The organism is Streptomyces sp. NPDC058464 (assembly GCF_042721035.1).
In the GTDB taxonomy this organism is placed as follows: Bacteria; Actinomycetota; Actinomycetes; order Streptomycetales; family Streptomycetaceae; genus Streptomyces.
Map to the genome: position 1 here is coordinate 194,732 of NZ_JBHXMA010000001.1, position 18,374 is coordinate 213,105.

Sequence of the window (18,374 nt, forward strand, 5' to 3'; positions counted from 1 at the left end):
GCCGGGCGATCCGTTCCGGGCTAGGCCCGGTGCGCCGCCGAGATCTGGCCGACCAGGACGGCGAACGGCATGTCGAGCGCGGCGTAGAAGGCCGCGGCCTCGGGCAGTGCGTTGTCGGCCAGTGCCTCGACCAGGAGGGTGGCGTAGTCACCGAGAACGACGCCTGCCTGCTGCATGCGCAGCAGGCCCGCCTCGCGCTTGGCCTGGCTGAAGGTGCCGGAGGCGTCCACGGCCACATGGGCGTGGTACCCGGCGGCCGTCGCCGCGATCGCGGGCAGTGCCGCGCACACCTCCAGCGACACCCCGGCGAAGATCAGCTTCCGCCGGCCGGTGGCCTCCACGGCCTCGCGGACGCGGTCGTCGTGCCAGGCGTTGACCGTGCTGCGGTCGATGATCTTCTGTCCGGCCGGCAGCGCCTCGACCAGCTCGGGGGTGGTCGGTCCCCACATGCTGTCGGCCGCGGTGGTGGTGGCGATCACAGGGATGCCCAGCACCGCCGCCGCCCGCGCCATGGCCACCACGTTGTGCTTGAGCTCGCCGACCGTGATGTCCCGCACGCCGGACAACAGGCCCACCTGGTGGTCGACCAGCACCACAGCGGCGTTGTCCCGGGTGATCGGCTCCAGGAACTTGCTGTGCTCGCTCATGTTCCGCTCCTTCAGGATCGGCGGTGTCGCACCAAGCCTTTTTGGTCACCAATCTTGATAGTCAATTTCAGTGACCATTTGCATTCGACGCTATACCCGGGTCATCCGCACCGCAAGTGCGCCCCGGCCGGCTCTGTCGGGCCTCTAAAATCGCCGGTGATCCAGCGCGGCGCTGGGCGTCCGACGAGAGGAGCCGGGCGTTGACCGGGTACCGGACCACGCAACCGGACCTCGGCGTGCTCGCCGCCCGGATCCTCATGTCGGTCCAGCGCGAGCTGTTCACCGCGCTCGCCGAGCAGGGCTTCGACGACATCGCCCCCCGCACCGGCGCCGTCCTCGCCCACCTGCGCGCCGACGGCATCCGGGCCAGCGAGCTCGCCCGCGCCTCCGGCCAGCACAAGCAGGTCATCGGCTCCCTCGTCGACGACCTGGAACACCTGGGCTACGTCGAACGCAGGCCCGACCCCGCGGACCGCCGCGCCAAACTGGTCGTCCCCACCGAGCGCGGCCTGCTGCAGATGGCGGCGGCCGCAGCCGTCATGCGCTCGATCGAGGAACGCCACGCGCGGGCACTCGGCGAGGCGCAGTACGCCACCTTCAAGGCGGCCCTGCGCAGCGTGGCCGAACTCCCGCCCGAGTCCCCGCACGACACACCCGGCGACCGCGCCTGACGCCGCGCAGGCCCGGCGTCAGGCGCGGTGCGGACCGCGTGCCGTCGTCCGCAGCTGCGGGCCCTTGATGGACAGCCGGCCACCGAACTGGGTGATCTGGGATGCGGTCGCCCCGGCGAGGGTGATGGTGCGGGTGCGGGCGGCCGGGTGCGCGAGCCAGCGGGGTACGGCGTCGGGGGTGACGGAGACGGTGCGGTCCGCCGGGAGCGGGCTGCCGCCGAGGCCCGTGACCCTGCCGGTCAGCTTGCGGACGTACAGGGTCGCCAGCCCGCCGGCCCGCTGCGCCCTGAGCGTGGAGGTGGTCGCCGGCCTGGCCCGCAGGCGCATCGCCGCACGGCCCCGGCCCGCGGTGAGATCGAGGTTGACGGCGTCCAGCGACCGTACGGTGAACTTCAGGGCCCGGACGGTCCCGGCCCCGGTGCGCACCGAGACCACCCCGCGGAATCTCGCGCCGCGGAGCACGAGCCGGTCGGCACGGAGCACACAGGGGCCCTTCGCGGGGCGCACCGGGGGCGACGAGCCGAGCCGCGGGCCGGCCGCGCCGGCGGTCACCCGCGGTACGTCGAGGTGCAGGAGCACGGCCACGCCGACCACGGCCAGCGCGCCCGCCAGCGGCCGGGTCACACGGTCAGGAGCCACTTCGCCCCTCTCCCGCCGAAGCCGCAGCAGCCGCCTCAGCAGCCGTGGGCGCCGGGGCCGTCCGGTCGCCGGGCGCGGATGCCTGGTCGCCGGGCGCGGCCGTCTGGTCGTCGGCCGGGGGCGGCAGCCAGGCACAGGCCAGGGACCCGCCGACCAGGCCGCAGGCCACGCCGAGGAACAGGCCGCCGAAGTTCGCGACGGGAAAGGAGACGACGGCGAGCAGGAGGGTGGCGATCCCGGCGAACACACGGAGATGGGGGCGACAGCAGAGCGTGACGCCCAGCACCAGGAGCAGGGCTCCGATCACCAGCGACCCGGCACCGGACGTGGTCGACAGGGCGAGCGGAATCCCGCCCAGGTTCAGGTTCGCGTAGGGCCAGTAGAGGATGGGCAGACCGGCGGCGAAGGTGAACAGCCCGGCCCAGAAGGGGCGTTCGCCACGCCAGGTGCCGAACTCACGCCGGAACTCCGGTGCCCTGGCGAGCAGTTCACGTCCTCGGCCGAAGGGGTTGGTGATCACGCGTCCTGTCCTGATGAGTGGGGTTGCGGTCCCGCGAGGAGGCGGTGCGCCCGGGCGTGCGGCCCCCGTGCACCGTGGCCGTCCGGGTCAGAAGCATGCGTGGTTGCCGTGTTCGACCCGCAGTCGCAGGCCGGGGATGTTGAAGGTGCCGGCCGAGACCGCGACCGCGGTCACCCGCACGTCGTCCAGGGTGGTCGTCACCGACTGCTGGGCGACGCCGTCGGGGTCGAAGAAGCGCGAGTTCCGGTCCCCGGACCTGATCGGGCCCTTGGTGACGGCCCCCTGGGCGACGCCGATGTCGAGGCCGCCGAAGTTCGCCTCACCGACCGACTCGCTCGTCGCGTCGATGAACAGGTTCGAGGCCTCGGCCGGCCGATCGTCACCGCCGGTGAGCCGCAGCGTCTGTGTGCCGAGGACCGGGACGTCGACGACGACGGACTGGCACAGCCCGTCGACCGTGGCGTGCCGGAAACCGGAGACCACGACGGGCACGAGCTGGTGTTGCCTCGTCACGTCGACCATGCCGTAGAGGCTGAACCCGCGGGCGGTCAGTTTGTCGGCGGCGACCTGGAACTTCTGCCCGGAGATGAAGAAGGAGGCGGCGAGCACGCCCTGCGCCATGGCGATGCCCACGGTCGCACAGGCCGCGACACCCGGCACCAGAACGACCGCGAAGCGTCTCCAACGGGTTCTTCCGGCGCGGTGCGACATCCCGTCTCCTTCGGTCGTGAGGTGGACCCGACCATGCCGACAAGGCAGCGGATGCCCCGTTTGTCCGGTGATGGATCCTAGGCTCCCGGCTGCGGGAACCGACCGCACGCCAGGCCCGGCGGACGAGTGACGCAACTTCTGCTGCTCTCTTCGGGCGACGAGGCCCGCGCTACGGCCGTCGCATCCGCCCTGGCGGCACCCTGACGGGTGGCTGCCGCCGGGCCGCCCTCCTCAGGACGCGAACGGCACCTGCGCCGACGGCGCCGCGTCCTTCCCGGCGGGGTGGCGCCACACGCCCTCCGCGGCGAGCCGGGGCAGCACCCCTTCCCCGAACCAGTACGCCTCCTCCAGATGCGGGTATCCGGACAGCACGAACTCCTCGATGCCCAGCGCCGCGTACTCCCTGATCCGCTCGGCGACCTCGGCGTGCGAGCCGACCAGGGCGGTCCCGGCGCCGCCGCGCACCAGCCCGATGCCCGCCCACAGGTTGGGGTGGATCTCCAGCGCGTCCCGCCGGCCGCCGTGCAGGGCCAGCATCCGCTGCTGCCCCTCGGACTCGCTGCGGGCGAGCCCCGACTGCACCGACCGCACGGTCTCCGGGTCGAACCCGTCCAGCAGCCGGCCGGCCTCGGCCCACGCCTGCTCGGACGTGTCCCGGGTGATGACGTGCAGTCGGATCCCGAACCGCAGGGTGCGCCCCTGCTCGGCCGCGAGCCCCCTGATCCAGGCGATCTTCTCGGCGACCTGGGCGGGCGGCTCGCCCCAGGTCAGGTAGACGTCCACGTACCGGGCCGCGACCTCGCCCGCGACCGGGGAGGACCCGCCGAAGTACACCTCGGGCACCGGCTCCGGCAGCCGGGCCAGCCTGGCGTCCTCGACCCGGAGGTGCTCCCCGTCCAGATCGACCGTCCGGCCCTCCCACAGCCCCCGTACGACCTCCAGGAACTCACCGGTACGGCGGTACCGCGCGTCCTTGTCGAGGAAGTCCCCGTAGGCCCGCTGCTCGTGGCTCTCGCCGCCGGTCACCACGTTGAGCAGCAGCCGTCCGCCGGTCTGCCGCTGGAAGGTGGAGGCCATCTGCGCGGCGAGCGTCGGCGAGACGAACCCCGGCCGGAAGGCGACCAGGAACTTCAGCCGCTCGGTGTGCTGGCTGACCATCGCGGTGGTCAGCCACGCGTCCTCGCACCAGGCGCCGGTCGGGGTGAGCACCCCCACGAAGCCGAGGTCCTCGGCGGCCCTGGCGATCTGGCTCAGATAGGCGACCGTCGGCGGCCGGTCCCGTCCGGAGGCCGTCGCCGGGGTGCCGTGGCCGCCGCCGACGACATGCCGGCTGTCCCCGTTGGTGGGCAGGAACCAGTGGAAGGTGAGGGACACGAGGCGTTCTCCGATCACGAGTGTCCGTGTGTGTTGGGGGGCGCGAGGCGCGGGGCAGGGTGGCTAGAGCAGGCCGTGGCGGGGCGGCAGGATGCCGTTGAGGACGTACCGGCCGATGTGCTGGATCTTCCAGCGGGTCGGGTCGTGCAGGGTGTGGGTCCGGGCGTCGCGCCAGTGCCGGTGCAGATTCAGCGAGTTGAGCGCCGAGCGGGTGCCGGACAGCTCGAAGAGCGCCCCGGCGACGGTCACGGCCGTCTCGGCCGCCTGCACCTTCGCGGCGGCCACGGCGACGGACGCCTCGGCGGCCGACGCGTCGGTGAGGTCGGCGCCGGACGCGTCGACCGCACGGCCGGCCTCCCGCAGCAGGGCCTCGGACGCCCTTACCTGGACGGCGAGTTCACCGAACCGCTGGATCAGCAACGGGTCCTCGGCGGCGGACTCCACCCCGCTCTCGAACCACGGCCGGCTCCTGGTCCGCACGAACTCCGCGGCCTCGGCCAGCGCGCCGCCGGCGATCCCCACGTCTATGGCGGCATGCAGCAACTGGGCCACTGCGCCGTGCAGTTGGGGTCCCTGAAAGGTCAGGTGGTGCGGCAGTACGCGGTCGGCGGGCACGCGGACACCGTCCAGCCGGACGGTCCCGCTGGCGGTCGTACGCTGACCCATGCCGTCCCAGTCGTCGACGACGGTGAGGCCGGGCGCGTCCCGGGGGACGTACGCCACGTGCAGGTTGCCGTCCTCGGCGCGGGCCAGGACGGGGATCCAGTCGGCGAAGAGGGCGCCGGTGGAGTAGTGCTTGACCCCCGTCAGCAGATGACTGCCGTCGTCCTGGCGTGCCAGGCGGGTGCGGATGTCCTGGACGTGTTTCGTCCCCGCCTCGGACTGTGCGTTGCCGAAGCGGCTGCCGGCGAGCAGTTCGGCGAAGAAGAACTTCCGCTGTTCCGGGGTTCCCTGACGGCGGATCACGTTGATGTACACGAAGTGGCTCTGCGGGATCTGGGCGAGGCTGCCGTCGGCCGAGCCGAGGAGCCGGAAGATCTCCGCGAGGGTCAGGGCGGCGACGCCCGCACCGCCGTGCTCGGCGGGCACGGTGACACCCAGCAGCCCCGAGGCCGACAGCTGGTCCAGCTCGGCGCGGGGCAGCCTGCGTTCGGCGTCCCGTTCGGCGGCCCCGGCCCGGAACGCGTCGGCCAGGTCCCGCGCCACCGCGAGGGCCTCGGCGTCGTCGGCGATGACGTGGGCGGTCATCGGCTCAGCCGGCCGCGGCGAGGACGGGCGTGCGGCCGAGGAGCGCGGCCGAGAACCGGTCGACGACCGGGACGAGGGCCTCGGCGGCGGCCGGCGCCAGGACCAGGATGCCGTCCTCCCCCACGGTGATGTCCTTGTCGAGGGTGAACCAGCCCTGGACGATGTGGGCGGCGCCCATGGAGTTGAGGACCGGGCGCAGCGCGTAGTCGATGGCGAGGACGTGGGCGACGGAGCCGCCGGTGGCCAGCGGCAGCACGGTCTTGCCGGTGAGCGCGTACTGCGGGAGCAGGTCGAGGAGGGCCTTGAGGACGCCGGAGTACGACGCCTTGTAGACCGGGGTGCCGACCACGACCCCGTCGGCGCGGGCGAACAGCTCGGTCGCCTCGACGATCGCCGGGTGCCGGAAGTCCGCGCCGAGCAGGGCCTCGGCCGGGATGGTGCGGACGTCGAGCGGGACGACCTCGTGGCCCTGGGCGGTCAGCCGCTGGTCCAGGTGGCGCAGCAGGCGGCCGGTGCGGGAGGAGGCGGAGGGACTGCCGGAGACGGAGAGGACGGTGGCCATGGAGCTGCCTCTTTCTGGTGGCCGGGACGGCGCGGAACGCCTCGTCCGGGGGAGGGTCAGGCGTGGGCCCGGGCGGGCTCGGGCTCGCTGTCGGGGAGCTGGGCCTCCAGCTCGCGGACCAGGGGCAGTACGCGCCTGCCGAAGTACTCGACCTCCTCGTGGTAGTGCAGGAAGCCGAGCAGGAGGAGGTCGACGCCGAGCTTCCGGTAGGCGACGATCCGTTCGGCGACCTGCTCCGGGGTGCCGATGAGCCCGGTACGGAAGCCGTCGTTGTACTGGACGAGGTCCTCGAAGGTGGAGTCCTGCCACATGCCCTTGCCGTCGGCGGTGGACTGCCCGGCCTGCCTGACGGCGGCGCCGAAGCCCTCGACTGCCTCGCTGTCGGCCTTGGCGATGATCTCGCGGAGGGTGTCGCGGGCCTCGGCCTCGGTGTCGCGGGCGATGAGGAAGCCGTTGAGGCCGAACTTCGGTGCCGTACGCCCCACTTCGGCGGCGGACTTGCGGACGTCGGCGATCTGCTCGACGACGCCGTCGAAGTCCTTGCCGTTGGAGAAGTACCAGTCGGAGACGCGGCCCGCCATGGCGCGGGCGGCGGTGGAGTTGCCGCCCTGGAAGATCTCCGGGTGCGGGCGCTCGGGGGTGTTGAGCGGCTTGGGCTTGAGGGAGAAGTCCCGCAACCGGTAGAAGTCACCGGCGAGTTCGGTGTGGTCCTCGGTCCAGATCTGGCGCAGTGCCCGGATGAACTCCTCGGCGCGGCGGTACCGCTCGTCGTGCTCCAGCCAGGGCTCGCCGAGCGCGGTGAACTCCCCCTTGAACCAGCCGGAGACGACGTTCACGGCGAACCGGCCGTCCGAGAGGTGGTCGGCGGTGGCGCCGAGTTTGGCGAGGACACCGGGGTGCCACAGGCCGGGGTGGACGGCGGCGATGACCTTCAGGCGCTCGGTGGCGAGCAGCAGGGCGAGGCTGAAGCTGGTCGACTCGTGTTGGTACTCGGCGCCGTAGTTGGCCATGTAGCGGACCTGGCTGAGCGCGTACTCGAAGCCGTTGTTCTCGGCGAGGACGGCGAGTTCGCGGTTGTAGTCGTATCCCCAGTCGGTGCGTTGCTCGATCCTGCTGGTGACGAGTCCTCCGCTGACGTTGGGGACCCAGTAGGCGAATTTCACGGGCGCGGCGGGCATGCGGAACTCCTGTTGCGAGTTTTCGGGCACGCCGGAATTCAGGGGGGTCGGTGCGGTGCACGCGCGGGCACGGTGAATTCGGGCGGGAAAAGGAAGAAAGAGAAGGAGAAGAGGAGAGCGCGGCGGATCTTGGCGGGTGATGCGGGGTGATCAGGCCGCGGTGCAACAGGAGGCGCTGGAGACGCGCGCGAGGTCGACGTGGCGTCGCCGCGTGAGGTCCAGTCGCATCTTCATGCCGTCGATGGTCGCAGTCGGCGCCGACGGGCGTCAAGGAAAACCCGACCGTTCTCGTATCGCGGACCATTGGATTTCACGAACGTGTGACAGGGAAACCCTTGAACGCGCCCCGAATGGCGGCGCATTCTGCCGGGGTGCGGACCGAACAGCTGGAATACATAGCGGCCGTGACCCGGCTCGGCTCGCTGCGCCGGGCGGCCGACGAACTGCGCCTGTCGCAGCCCGCGTTGAGCGAGACCGTGCGGAACCTGGAGCGGGAGCTGGGCGTCGACCTGCTGGAGCGCAAGCGCACCGGCGCGACGATGAGCGCGGCGGGGCAGGAGTTGCTGCCGCACATCGTCCAGGTGCTGGAGGCGGTGGACCGGCTGCGGGTCGCGGCGGGCGAGCAGTACCGGATCAGCCGCATGGTGCGCGTCGGCACGGTCAACGCGGCGACCGTGCCGCTGCTCATCCCGGTGCTGCGGGAGTTCCGGGCCACGCATCCGGTCACCCAGGTCGAGGTGGTGGGCGCGCAGCAGACGGAGATCCACCGGGGGCTCGCCGAGGGCGGTTTCGACCTGGGGCTGGTGAACCATCTGGACGGCGACGACGTGCCCGCCGGTTTCGAGGCCACCGAACTGCTGCGCGGGCGGCCGGTGGTGTGCGTACGGCCGGACAGTCCGCTCGCCGGGCAGGCCGAGGTGTCGGCCGACGATCTGCTCACGGTGCCGTTGATCGCCATGCGCACCGGCTATGTGATGCACCGCTTTGTGCACCGGCTGCTGGCGGACCGCACCCCCGTCTTCCCGTACTCGACGGACGGTGCCGAGATGGGCAAGCTGATGGTCGCGGAGGGGCTGGGCGCGACGGTGCTGCCGGACTTCAGCGTGGTCGGGGACCCGCTGGAGCGCGGCGGGACGATCGTGTGCCGGCCGCTGGCCGGGGACGCCACCGAGGTGGTGCTGATGCTCCAGCGCCGACGGGCCGATTCGGTGCCGCGGGCCGCGCAGGACCTGTACGAGGCGTTCGTGCGGCGGGCGGCCGAACTGTGCGTGGCCGCCGGCTGAGCGCTCCGCTGGAAGTGCCACGACATGCCGTCTGGCGACCGCGGCGCCGTCGCGGCTGGTCGCGCAGTTCCCCGCGCCCCTTCGGAGCGCTACCCGACCCTCAGCTGTCGAGCCCGGTCAAGTGGTTCCGCAGCGCCGCGCTGATCCCTTCCGCCGCGGCGAGCTGGTCCGGAGTGAGGGCTGTCACGAACAGCTCCCGTACGGCGCGCAGATGAGGCAGGGACGCGTTCCGGAACGCCTCCGCGCCCTCCGCGGTGAGTACCACCTCGGCACCCCGGCTGTCGGTGGCGCACTCCTCGCGCCGGAGCAGCCCGCGCCGTTCCATCCGGCCGATCTGGTGCGAGAGCCTGCTGCGCTCCCAGCCGACGCGGGCCGCCAGTTCGGAGGAGCGCAGCCGCCGTCCGTCCGCCTCGCGCAGGGCGAGGAGCACGGCGTAGTCGCCCGGCGACAGGGAGCTCTCGTGCTGCATTCGCGACGCGAGCTCGGCTCGGAGCGCCTCCGTCGTCTCGATGAAGTCCCGCCAGATCCGCAGTTCCTCAGCGGTGGGGAATTCCTTCCGTCGCGCCGTCATCGTGGAGCCACTCCCTCTTGTTGACACGTCAATCATATGCGAGCGATGATTGACACGTCAACTACTCGAAGGAGTCCCGTCATGTCCGCCCCCGCGTCCGATTCCGCACCCGACCCCGTACCCGACCCCGTACCCGACCTCGTCTTCGGCCTCGACACCTTCGGCGACGTGCCGCAGGACGACTCGGGAGCCCCGGTGTCCGACGCGCGGGCCATCCGGCAGGTCCTCGACGAGGCCGTGCTCGCGGAGGAGACCGGCGTCGACGTCATCGCCCTCGGTGAGCACCACCGCGCGGAGTTCGCGATCTCGACCCCGGAGACCGTCCTCGCCGGTATCGCCACGCGCACCCGGCGGATCCGGCTGGCCTCCGGCGTGACCGTCCTGAGCTCCGACGACCCGGTCCGCGTCTTCCAGCGCTTCGCCACCGTGGACGCGCTCTCGAACGGCCGGGCCGAGGTCATCCTCGGACGCGGCTCCTTCACCGAGTCGTTCCCGCTCTTCGGGTACGACCTGAGCGACTACGACGTGCTGTTCGAAGAGAAGATCGAGCTGTTCGCCAAGCTGCTGGAGGAGAAGCCCGTCACCTGGAGCGGCACCAAGCGGGCACCTCTCGAAGCCGCCGACGTCTTCCCGAAGACCGAGTCGGGACACCTGACCACCTGGGTCGGCGTCGGCGGCACACCCCAGTCGGTCATCCGCACCGCCCGCTACGGCTTCCCGCTCATGATCGCCATCATCGGCGGCAACCCGGAGCGCTTCGCGCCGTACATCGACCTCTACCGGCGCGCCGCCGACCAGTTCGGCACGACTGCGCACCCGGTCGGGATGCACTCGCCGGGCTTCATCGCCGACACCGACGAGGAGGCCCGCGAACTGCACTGGCCGCACTACCGGGTCATCCGTGACCGCATCGGCGCGCTGCGGGGCTGGCCGCCGGTCCGCAAGGAGGAGTACCGGGCCGAGATCGAGCACGGCTCCCTCTACATCGGCTCTCCCGAGACGGTGGCCCGCAAGATGGCCCGCGCCATCGAGGCGCTCGGCGTCGGCCGGTTCGACCTCATCTACACCAGTGGGGCCCAGCCGATCAGCGCCCGCCTGCGCGCCGTAGAGCTCTACGGCAGCAAGGTGGTCCCGATGGTCCGCGACCTCCTCGCGGGCTGACGCCGTGAACGGAGAAGGCATGGAGACCACCGGCGTACGCACCGTCGGCATCCTGGGGGCGGGGAAGGTCGGCACCGTGCTGGCACGGCTCGCGGTGGCCGCCGGCTACCGCGTGCTCATCGCCGGATCCGGCGATCCCGCCGGGATCGCCCTCACCGTCGAGGTGCTCACCCCCGGCGCCGTCCCGGTCGCCGCCGCGCAGGCCGCGGCGGATGCGGACGTGGTCGTCCTGGCGCTGCCGCTCGGCAAGTACCGGGGCATTCCCGCCGAGGCGCTGCGGGGCAGGCTCGTCGTCGACGCGATGAACTACTGGTGGGAGGTGGACGGCGACCGCGAGGACCTTACCGACCCGCTGACCTCCTCCAGCCAGACCGTGCAGGCGTACCTGCCCGGAGCTCGGGTGATCAAGGCGTTCAACCACATGGGCTACCACGACCTGGAGGACGGGGCGCGGCCCGCGGGGACGCCGGGGCGCAGGGCGATCGCGATCGCCGGCGACGATCCGGACGGCCTCGCCGCGGTGGCAGACCTCGTCGACGCGCTCGGCTTCGACCCCGTCGTGGCCGGCCCGCTCGCCGAAGGGGTCCGGCTGGAGCCGGGCACCGAGCCGTTCGGCGCGAACGTCGACGCCGGGGAACTGCGGGCCATGCTGGACCGTTTCCCGGAATCCGACCGCGGACGCGCCGTCATCGCCGCCCGGGCGGCCGCCACGGCACCGGCCGAACCCGCCGCCTGAACACACGTACCGGGCACCGGCCGTCCCGATCGTGCGGTGCGGGCAACGTTCGTCCGCCTCGCCCCACCCCGGCCGGTGCTCAGGGAGAGCCGGGCCGTCTTATCCAGCCCAGCGACCGTTCGACGGCCCGTTGCCAGTTGTCGTACTCCGCCTCCCGGTGGCCGGGGTCCATCGCCGGCAGCCATCGGGCGGCCGGGTGCCAGTTGCGGCGCAGGACCTCGAGGTCGGGCCAGTACCCTGCGGCGAGCCCGGCGGCGTACCCCGCCCCCAGGGAGACCGTCTCGGAGACCATGGGCCGGACGACGGGCACGTCGAGGACATCGGCGACGAACTGCATGAGGAGGTTGTCCGCCGTCATGCCGCCGTCCACCTTCAGCTCCTTCAGCGGCACCGAGGAGTCGGCGTTCATGGCGTCGACGACCTCACGTGTCTGCCAGCCCGTGGCCTCCAGGACGGCCCGGGCCAGGTGCCCGCTGGTGATGTAGGAGGTGAGGCCGACGATGACGCCGCGTGCGTCGCTGCGCCAGCGGGGGGCGAACAGGCCGGAGAAGGCGGGGACGATGTAGCAGCCGCCGTTGTCGTCGACGGTCCGCGCGAGTGTCTCGATCTCCGGCGCGCTGTTGATCAGTCCCAGCCGGTCGCGGAACCACTGGACCAGTGCGCCGGTGACGGCTATCGACCCCTCCAGGGCGTAGACGGGTGCCCGGTCCCCGATCTTGTAGGCGACCGTGGTGAGCAGTCCGTGCCGGGACCGGATGACGTCGTTGCCGGTGTTGAGCAGCAGAAAGCTGCCCGTGCCGTAGGTGCACTTGGCCTCGCCCGGGGAGAAGCAGGTCTGGCCGAAGAGCGCCGCCTGCTGGTCGCCGAGTGCGGCGGTGATGGGCACGCCGGGCAGCAGCGAACGGGCGTCTCCGTACGTCTCCGCGTTGGACCGGATCTCGGGCAGCATCGGCCGGGGGACGCCGAAGAACGCCAGGAGTTCCTCGTCCCAGGTGAGGGTGCGGATGTTCATCAGCATCGTGCGGCTGGCGTTGGTGGCGTCGGTCATGTGCAGACCGCCGTCGGCTCCCCCGGTGAGGTTCCAGATCAGCCAGCTCTCCATCGTGCCGAACAGCACCTCGCCGTCCTTCGCTCGCTGTTCCAGGCCCTTGACGTGGTCGAACAGCCAGCGGAGCCGCAGCGCCGAGAAATAGGTGGAGGGCGGCAGCCCGCACCGGTCGAGGAAGAACTCCTCTCCGGGCCGTTCCCTCAGCTCCTCGACCAGCGACGCCGTACGCGTGTCCTGCCAGACGAGCGCCCGGCCCAGCGGGCTGCCGGTACGGCGGTCCCAGAGCACCGTCGTCTCCCGCTGGTTGGCCAGGCCGATGGCGGCGACCTGCGCCACGTCGACGGCCATGCCGGCTCCGGACAGGGCCTCGGACACCACCCGTCGCAGGTTCTGCCATATCTCGACGGCGTCGTGCTCGACCCAGCCGGGCCTGGGGAAGTGCTGCTGGTGCTCGCGCTGCGCGACGGACACCAGCCGACCGCCCCGGTCGAACAGGATGCATCGTGTGGAATTGGTGCCCTGATCGATGGACATCACATACCGTTCCACCATGATCGGGTCCGCCTTCCGATGGGTCGCGGAGTGAGCGCGGGAGCCAGGGGGTCTACCAGCGGGCGGCGCCCAGGTCTCTGGAGATCGCCCGTGCGGCCTCCCGGATCAGCGTGATCAGGGTGGGCCGGGGGTGGCCCTGGCTGTCACAGACCCGCTCGACCGGGCCGGACAGTCCGATGGCACCGACGACCAGGCCGCCGTGCCCGCGGATCGGCACGGCGAGCCCGGCCTCGCCCATGCTCATTTCCTGTATCTCGGCGGCCCAGCCCACCTCCCGGACCTCGGCGAGCGCCCGGGTGAGCTGCTCCCGGGTGACCAGGGTGTGCCTGGTGTACGCCTCCAGGCCCGAGTCCAGGGCGGACTCGAGGGGCGCGGTGCCGTACGCCAGCAGCACCTTGCCCAGTGAGGAGGCGTGCAGCGGCAGCAGCGAGCCCACGTCCAGGGTCTGGAGCGTGTCGTCGGGCCGGAACACATGGTGGACGACCAGGACCATGCCTTCCAGGGGGGTGCCCAGGCGCACCGCCTCGCCGCTGCGGGCGGCCAGGGCGTCGGCCCAGTTGATGGACCGGGACCGCAGCTCGTTGACGTCGAGATAGCTCGTGCCCAGATGCAGCAGGGCGGCTCCGAGCTGGTACTTTCCGGTCGCCGCGTCCTGCTCCACGAAATCCACGTGCTGGAGCGTGCGCAGAATGCCGTGGGCGGTGCCCTTGGCCAGCCCGAGGGAGGCCGCCACCTCTCCGAGCCCGAGTCGGCGGGGCCCTCCGGCGAGCAGGCGCAGGATCGCGGCCGCCCGTTCGATGGACTGGACCGGACCGGTCATGAATCGAGCCTATTACCGTCTCGGAAGGTCTGCCGTACGTGCGGAGGGCGCCTCGGCGCCCGAGCGGGAAGCCCCGTTCGGTAATGCCGACCCACGTTCATTGACCGACCCGCCCCGGCTCCTTAGCGTGCTAACAAGCCCGGCAAAGTGCCGAGGCTCGTGAGGCGGGGCCTGTGGCCCTCACCCCTGGAGACACGAGATGGCGGTACAGCTCAACACGCGGGTGCGGGGGGCAAGCGAATACGTCTTCCCGATGGCGCCCGTCGCCGGTGCCGTCCCGGACGTGCGTCGGCGGGCGGCCGCGGTCCTGGCCGCCTGGAAGGTGTCCCCGGACGTCGTCGAGGACGCACTGCTGGTGGTGTCGGAACTGCTCACCAACGCGATCGTGCATGCCCTGCCCCCGGCGGTGCTGCGGCTTTCGTGGATGCGGGACGCCGGGCTCGGCACCCTGCGCATCGAGGTCACCGACTCGGGTCCCGCGCGTACGGCGGGAGAGCCGCCCGCGGGGATCGACCCGGACGAGCACGGCCGGGGCGAGGGGATCGTGCACGCGCTGGCCACTCGTTACGGCATCCATGTGCATCCCGGCGCGGTCACCCGGTGGGCGGATCTCGTCGCGGTGTGACCACCCGGGGGCCGATCTCGGCTCCCTTCCCGTCGACAAGGTTCCCTTCCGGTCCCGTCGACAAGGTTCCCTTCCGGTCCCGTCGACGAGGGCTCCCTTCCGGTCAGCGGCCGGGTCCCGAGGAGAACGCCGCGCCCGTCCGCTGCGCCGACCAGCGCCTTCCACCGTCCGACCCCACGGTCGCGGACCGGCTGCGCGACACCACGGAGACGGGCCCGCGGCCGTCGTACTCCTCCGGTCCACGTCCGGGTCCGGGTTCCGATGCCGATTCCGGGACGGTCGTCCCCTGTGCCTCCGATGCGGACGAATCCGGTTCGCCCACGGCCTGCATCTGGAGCAGGAGCAGTGCCGCGTCGTCGTGCAGCCGGCCGCCCACGTGCGCCAGCAGTTCGTCATGGACCGCGGAGAGGATGTGCTCCGGCTCGTCGGACACATGACGGGCGACCCTCTCGGCCAGCGGGTAGAACTCGCGGGCGCGGTCACGGGCCTCGATGACCCCGTCGGTGTAGAGCAGCAGCTGATCTCCGTCGGAGAACGGCAGGACCTCCAGGCAGGGGGGCTCGCCGACCAGGGCGAGCAGGCCGAGGGGCGGAGCCGGGCGGCCGGCCTCGACCGCGACGACGCCTCCTGACGCGGGTATGAGCAGCGGCGAGGCGTGTCCGCAGTTCACCATCTCGAGCTCCCCGGCGCGCGGGTGTCCGACGACCACCGCGGTGACGAAGTCGTCGGGCCCGAGGTTGCGGGCCAGGCTCCGCTCGATCCTGCCGACGACGGCGAGGAGATCGGGCTCGTCATAGGCGGCCTCGCGAAAGACACCGAGGACCAGCGCGGCGATCTCCACGGCCGGCAGCCCCTTGCCACGTACGTCGCCGACGATCAGCCGCACCCCGTGCGGGGTCTGCACCAGGGCGTAGAGGTCACCGCCGATGCGGGCCTCCGCCGCCGCCGCGCTGTAGCGGACCGCGACCCGGAACGGTCCGACGGTCTCCGGGATGGGCTTGAGAACGGCGTGCTGGGCGGCCTCCGCGACCGAGCGGACGGCGGCGAGCACGCGTTCCCGGCGGCCGCGCAGGGCGCTGGCCAGGGCGCTCGCCAGGGTGACGGCGAGCAGTGCCGAGAGCACGGCCGTCAGTTCATGCCCCGGACCGGCCTCGCTGACCCCCAGGGACGCGCCCAGCACCGCGGCGAGGAGTCCCACGAACAGGACGCCTCGGGGACCGTTGGTGCTGGCGGCCAGCGCCGGCCCGGCCGCCAGCAGCGGCAGCCAGAACATCCCCGATCCGGCGAAGACGTCGACGAGCGCGATGCCGGAGACGATCAGAACCGGGACCACGGGCATGCCGGCGGCCAGCTGTGCGGCGGCGCGCCTGGGGACCGGCGCCCCGAAACCGGTCACCGGCTTCCGGAGCGGCCGCAACGGCCAGTGGTTGCCACCATGGTCTCGCGCCTGCCTCATGTCTCTTCCGCAATCCTCACCCGTACGAGCCTTAAGCCCGACTTATCCGTTTCATCCAGGAAAGAGGTTCGGCCTACAAGCCACAAGGAGCGGGATTTCAGATAGTGAGCGACAGGCCTCTGGTCACCCGGTCCGCGACCGGGATCAGCCGGGCCCGGACCTCCGGGAGCCGGGAGAGCCGTTCCGCCGGGAGGGAGACGCCGAGCGAGCCGAGGACGTCGCCCCGGTAGATGGGCACGGCGACGCACACCGTGCCGAGGGAGTACTCCTCGAGATCCGTGACGGCCGGGGCCAGGGGCGAGGCGTCGAGGTTCCGGAGCAGCTCCGGGAGGGTGGTGATGGTCCGGGGCGTCAGGTCGGCGAGGTCGTGCCGGGAGAGGTAGTCGCGGCGGGACTCCTCGTCCAGTTCGCGCAGTACGGACTTGCCGAGGGCGGTGGCGTGCCCCGCGTCCTCGAATCCCACCCAGAGGTCGACCCGGGGCGCACGGGGCCCGTCGACGATCTCGGCGACGCTGATCTCGCCCTCCTCGTAGAACGTGAGGTAGGTGGCGGTGACCAGCTCGTCACGGAGCGCGGCGAGCGTCGGACGGACCCGGGTGAGCAACGCCTGGGTGTGCCCCGCGGTGTGCAGCGTCTCCAGCTTGTCGCCGAGAACGAAGCCGCCGTCGACCAGCTTCCGCAGGTACCCGTCGTGGACCATGGTCCGCAGCAGGTGGTAGGCGGTGGCCAGCGGCAGCCCCGTCTCACGCGCCAGCTGCTTCGCGGGCGCGCCGTTCTCGTGCGCGCTCACCGCCTCCAGCAGCCGGAAGGCACGCTGCACGGACATGATGAGCGTGGGGCTCTCATGAACGCTCATGCCACCAGCGTGCGCCCGCCACCCGGTACGGGCAAGACGCGGGGTTCTCGCGGACACCGGCTCAGGCGTCCCGGCGGCCGTCCCCGCCGCTTCGCCGCCCCGGCGCGTCGGTGACGAGGCGGACGAGGTGTTCCGCGAGGTCCGCGTCGAGGGGGGAACCGGTCATGAGCCGCCGGTAGAGGATGGTGCCGGCCCAGATGTCCTGGACCAGGTCGGTGTCGAGGTCGTCGGGCAGATCACCCCGCGCCACGGCGCGGCGCAGCGCGACGGCGATGTTCTCGCGCTTGCGGAACAGGAAGGCTTCGCGGAACCGGGTCATGAGTTCGGGGTGGGGAAGCAGACCGGCGGCGAGTGCGGGCAGCGAGGCGGCGATGTCCTCGTTCGCGTAGTTGTCGATGGTCATGTCGACGGCGTAGCGGAGCTCCGCACGGGTGTCGCCCAGGTCGGGAATGTCGTCGGCGCGGAAGACCTCGGCGAGCGCGTCGGCCACGAGCGCCTCCTTGTTGGGCCACCACCGGTAGATGGTGGACTTGCCGACGCCCGCGGCCGCCGCGACGGCTTCGATGGTCAGCGCCGGATATCCGTGTTCCGACAGGACACCCCGTGCCGCGTCGAGGATCTTCGCGAGAGAGCGCGGCCCGCCGGCCGCCTGGGGCGAGGAGAAGACAGAAGCCATGGATCGAACGATACGTATCGTTTCATTCAGAGGTCAAGGCGTGCTACGGTCGTGGACGTCAATGAAACGATACGTATCGTTTCCTACTGTCCCCTCCCCTCCCCCTCCCCCTCCCTCCTCCCCCAAGGACGTGACATGAAGGGCTACACCGTCCCCCTCTCTCCCCGTGGCATCGCGAACCTGGCGCCCGCTCCGCCGTGGCACTACGCCGGCACCGTGGTGGGCGTGGAGTTCTTCGCCGACCCGGCAGCGGCCGCGGCGACCCTGCCCGAGGGCCTGACCCCCGATCCCGAGTCCGCCGGCCGCGGCGTCGCCATGTTCATCGACTGGCAGTACTCCGCCACGGACCTGGAGTACCTGGACCCGGCACGCTCGCAGTACCGCGAGTTCCTGGTCACCCTGGACGCCCGCCACCACGGCACGCCGGTGGCGTGGTGCCCGTACATCTACGTGGACAACGACTCCGCCATGGCCCGGGGCTGGGTCCAGGGCTTCCCCAAGAAGCTCGGCACCGTCCACCAGACGCGCGCCTACTCCGTCGGCGGACCCGGCACCCCCGTCCTCGGCCCGGGCGGACGGTTCGGCGCCACCGCGTCCTCCGCCGGGCAGCGCATCGCCGAGGCCGAGATCACCCTCGAGCAGGCGGTCCCCGACCCCACCGCCCTGATGAACCGCCCCGTGGTCAACCTGCGGCACTTCCCCAGCCTGGCCGCCGGACTGCACGACCGGCCCGCCGTCCACGAACTGGTCATGTCCGTCCTGGACGACACCGCGATCAGCGACGCCTGGGTCGGCACCGCCGAGCTCGAGTTCCTCCCCGCCCGCGGCGAGGAACTCGCCGACCTGGCCGTCCAGCGCGTCGGCAGGGGATTCCACTTCGACCTCGCCTACGCCGTGACCGACCTCAGGACCCTCGCCGACCACGGCAACTGACCACGGGCCCCTTGCCACCGCGCCCCCGTCAGCGCCCTCGCGTGCCGGGCAGCAGCTGGGGATCGCTGATCACACGGTCGACGATGTGGGTGGCGGCGCCGCGGGCC

21 protein-coding genes are annotated in these 18,374 nt (G+C 71.8%); 6 read left to right on the top strand and 15 right to left on the bottom strand.

What is annotated here, in order from left to right; all coding sequences use genetic code 11:
• Positions 1–20: 20 nt before the first annotated feature.
• The gene (locus ACFWPQ_RS00885) at positions 21–647 is read right to left on the bottom strand and encodes an isochorismatase family protein (RefSeq protein ID WP_384028538.1); all 627 of its coding nucleotides are present in this window, start codon (positions 645–647) and stop codon (positions 21–23) included.
• 200 nt (positions 648–847) lie between these two features.
• Between ACFWPQ_RS00885 and ACFWPQ_RS00890 the strand changes: the two genes are divergently transcribed.
• Entirely contained in the window at positions 848–1,318 is a 471-nt protein-coding gene (locus ACFWPQ_RS00890; protein WP_384028540.1) for a MarR family winged helix-turn-helix transcriptional regulator, read from the top strand.
• Positions 1,319–1,336: 18 nt separating this feature from the next.
• On the opposite strand, the gene ACFWPQ_RS00895 is transcribed toward ACFWPQ_RS00890, so the two are convergent.
• The 8 genes from ACFWPQ_RS00895 to ACFWPQ_RS00930 all read right to left on the bottom strand — a co-directional run bounded on the left by ACFWPQ_RS00895 (position 1,337) and on the right by ACFWPQ_RS00930 (position 7,784).
• Positions 1,337–1,957, bottom strand: a complete 621-nt coding sequence (locus tag ACFWPQ_RS00895) for a hypothetical protein (RefSeq protein ID WP_384028542.1) — start codon at positions 1,955–1,957, stop codon at positions 1,337–1,339.
• On the bottom strand, positions 1,947–2,477 hold the full coding sequence (locus ACFWPQ_RS00900) for a DUF6114 domain-containing protein (RefSeq protein ID WP_384028544.1): 531 nt from the start codon (positions 2,475–2,477) through the stop codon (positions 1,947–1,949). The genes ACFWPQ_RS00895 and ACFWPQ_RS00900 overlap by 11 nt, the downstream gene beginning before the upstream one ends.
• Before the next feature lie 87 nt (positions 2,478–2,564).
• Positions 2,565–3,188, bottom strand: coding sequence for a DUF6230 family protein (locus ACFWPQ_RS00905; protein ID WP_384028546.1), 624 nt, complete (start codon positions 3,186–3,188; stop codon positions 2,565–2,567).
• A gap of 231 nt (positions 3,189–3,419) precedes the next feature.
• Positions 3,420–4,562 (bottom strand): LLM class flavin-dependent oxidoreductase, encoded by a 1,143-nt coding sequence (locus ACFWPQ_RS00910; protein WP_384029315.1) that lies wholly within the window; start codon positions 4,560–4,562, stop codon positions 3,420–3,422.
• Positions 4,563–4,625: 63 nt separating this feature from the next.
• Positions 4,626–5,810, bottom strand: a complete 1,185-nt coding sequence (locus ACFWPQ_RS00915; RefSeq protein ID WP_384028548.1) for an SfnB family sulfur acquisition oxidoreductase — start codon at positions 5,808–5,810, stop codon at positions 4,626–4,628.
• 4 nt (positions 5,811–5,814) lie between these two features.
• Entirely contained in the window at positions 5,815–6,372 is a 558-nt protein-coding gene (gene ssuE / locus ACFWPQ_RS00920) for an NADPH-dependent FMN reductase (RefSeq protein ID WP_384028550.1), read from the bottom strand.
• Between the two features lie 56 nt (positions 6,373–6,428).
• A complete protein-coding gene (sfnG, locus tag ACFWPQ_RS00925) occupies positions 6,429–7,550 on the bottom strand; it encodes a dimethylsulfone monooxygenase SfnG (RefSeq protein WP_384028552.1) in 1,122 nt (373 codons plus the stop codon).
• A gap of 150 nt (positions 7,551–7,700) precedes the next feature.
• Positions 7,701–7,784: a putative leader peptide gene (locus ACFWPQ_RS00930; RefSeq protein ID WP_350966533.1), complete on the bottom strand. Its 84-nt coding sequence runs from the start codon at positions 7,782–7,784 to the stop codon at positions 7,701–7,703.
• A 137-nt stretch (positions 7,785–7,921) separates the two neighbouring features.
• Here ACFWPQ_RS00930 and ACFWPQ_RS00935 point away from each other — a divergent pair, with 137 nt between their 5' ends.
• Complete coding sequence (locus ACFWPQ_RS00935) at positions 7,922–8,833, top strand: LysR family transcriptional regulator (protein ID WP_384028553.1); 912 nt, start codon at positions 7,922–7,924, stop codon at positions 8,831–8,833.
• Positions 8,834–8,933: 100 nt separating this feature from the next.
• Here ACFWPQ_RS00935 and ACFWPQ_RS00940 read toward each other — a convergent pair whose 3' ends face one another.
• Positions 8,934–9,404: a MarR family winged helix-turn-helix transcriptional regulator gene (locus tag ACFWPQ_RS00940; RefSeq protein ID WP_384028555.1), complete on the bottom strand. Its 471-nt coding sequence runs from the start codon at positions 9,402–9,404 to the stop codon at positions 8,934–8,936.
• An 81-nt stretch (positions 9,405–9,485) separates the two neighbouring features.
• Between ACFWPQ_RS00940 and ACFWPQ_RS00945 the strand changes: the two genes are divergently transcribed.
• Together ACFWPQ_RS00945 and ACFWPQ_RS00950 are read left to right on the top strand one after the other, a co-directional pair.
• Positions 9,486–10,565 (top strand): LLM class flavin-dependent oxidoreductase, encoded by a 1,080-nt coding sequence (locus ACFWPQ_RS00945; protein ID WP_384028557.1) that lies wholly within the window; start codon positions 9,486–9,488, stop codon positions 10,563–10,565.
• A gap of 19 nt (positions 10,566–10,584) precedes the next feature.
• Positions 10,585–11,301 carry an NADPH-dependent F420 reductase gene (locus ACFWPQ_RS00950; RefSeq protein WP_384028559.1) on the top strand — a complete coding sequence of 239 codons (717 nt, stop codon included), beginning with the start codon at positions 10,585–10,587 and terminating at the stop codon, positions 11,299–11,301.
• 79 nt (positions 11,302–11,380) lie between these two features.
• Here the strand turns inward: ACFWPQ_RS00950 and glpK are convergent, their stop codons facing one another.
• Positions 11,381–12,901, bottom strand: a complete 1,521-nt coding sequence (glpK, locus tag ACFWPQ_RS00955) for a glycerol kinase GlpK (RefSeq protein WP_384028561.1) — start codon at positions 12,899–12,901, stop codon at positions 11,381–11,383.
• A 52-nt stretch (positions 12,902–12,953) separates the two neighbouring features.
• On the bottom strand, positions 12,954–13,721 hold the full coding sequence (locus tag ACFWPQ_RS00960) for an IclR family transcriptional regulator (RefSeq protein WP_361282048.1): 768 nt from the start codon (positions 13,719–13,721) through the stop codon (positions 12,954–12,956).
• Positions 13,722–13,920: 199 nt separating this feature from the next.
• Here ACFWPQ_RS00960 and ACFWPQ_RS00965 point away from each other — a divergent pair, with 199 nt between their 5' ends.
• The gene (locus ACFWPQ_RS00965; protein WP_384028564.1) at positions 13,921–14,346 is read left to right on the top strand and encodes an ATP-binding protein; all 426 of its coding nucleotides are present in this window, start codon (positions 13,921–13,923) and stop codon (positions 14,344–14,346) included.
• A 103-nt stretch (positions 14,347–14,449) separates the two neighbouring features.
• On the opposite strand, the gene ACFWPQ_RS00970 is transcribed toward ACFWPQ_RS00965, so the two are convergent.
• The 3 genes from ACFWPQ_RS00970 to ACFWPQ_RS00980 all read right to left on the bottom strand — a co-directional run bounded on the left by ACFWPQ_RS00970 (position 14,450) and on the right by ACFWPQ_RS00980 (position 17,334).
• The gene (locus ACFWPQ_RS00970; protein ID WP_384028566.1) at positions 14,450–15,802 is read right to left on the bottom strand and encodes a PP2C family protein-serine/threonine phosphatase; all 1,353 of its coding nucleotides are present in this window, start codon (positions 15,800–15,802) and stop codon (positions 14,450–14,452) included.
• A 97-nt stretch (positions 15,803–15,899) separates the two neighbouring features.
• Positions 15,900–16,658: an IclR family transcriptional regulator C-terminal domain-containing protein gene (locus tag ACFWPQ_RS00975; protein ID WP_361282042.1), complete on the bottom strand. Its 759-nt coding sequence runs from the start codon at positions 16,656–16,658 to the stop codon at positions 15,900–15,902.
• Between the two features lie 61 nt (positions 16,659–16,719).
• Entirely contained in the window at positions 16,720–17,334 is a 615-nt protein-coding gene (locus tag ACFWPQ_RS00980; protein WP_384028568.1) for a TetR/AcrR family transcriptional regulator, read from the bottom strand.
• Between the two features lie 135 nt (positions 17,335–17,469).
• Here ACFWPQ_RS00980 and ACFWPQ_RS00985 point away from each other — a divergent pair, with 135 nt between their 5' ends.
• A complete protein-coding gene (locus tag ACFWPQ_RS00985) occupies positions 17,470–18,267 on the top strand; it encodes an acetoacetate decarboxylase family protein (protein WP_384028570.1) in 798 nt (265 codons plus the stop codon).
• Positions 18,268–18,374: the final 107 nt, after the last annotated feature.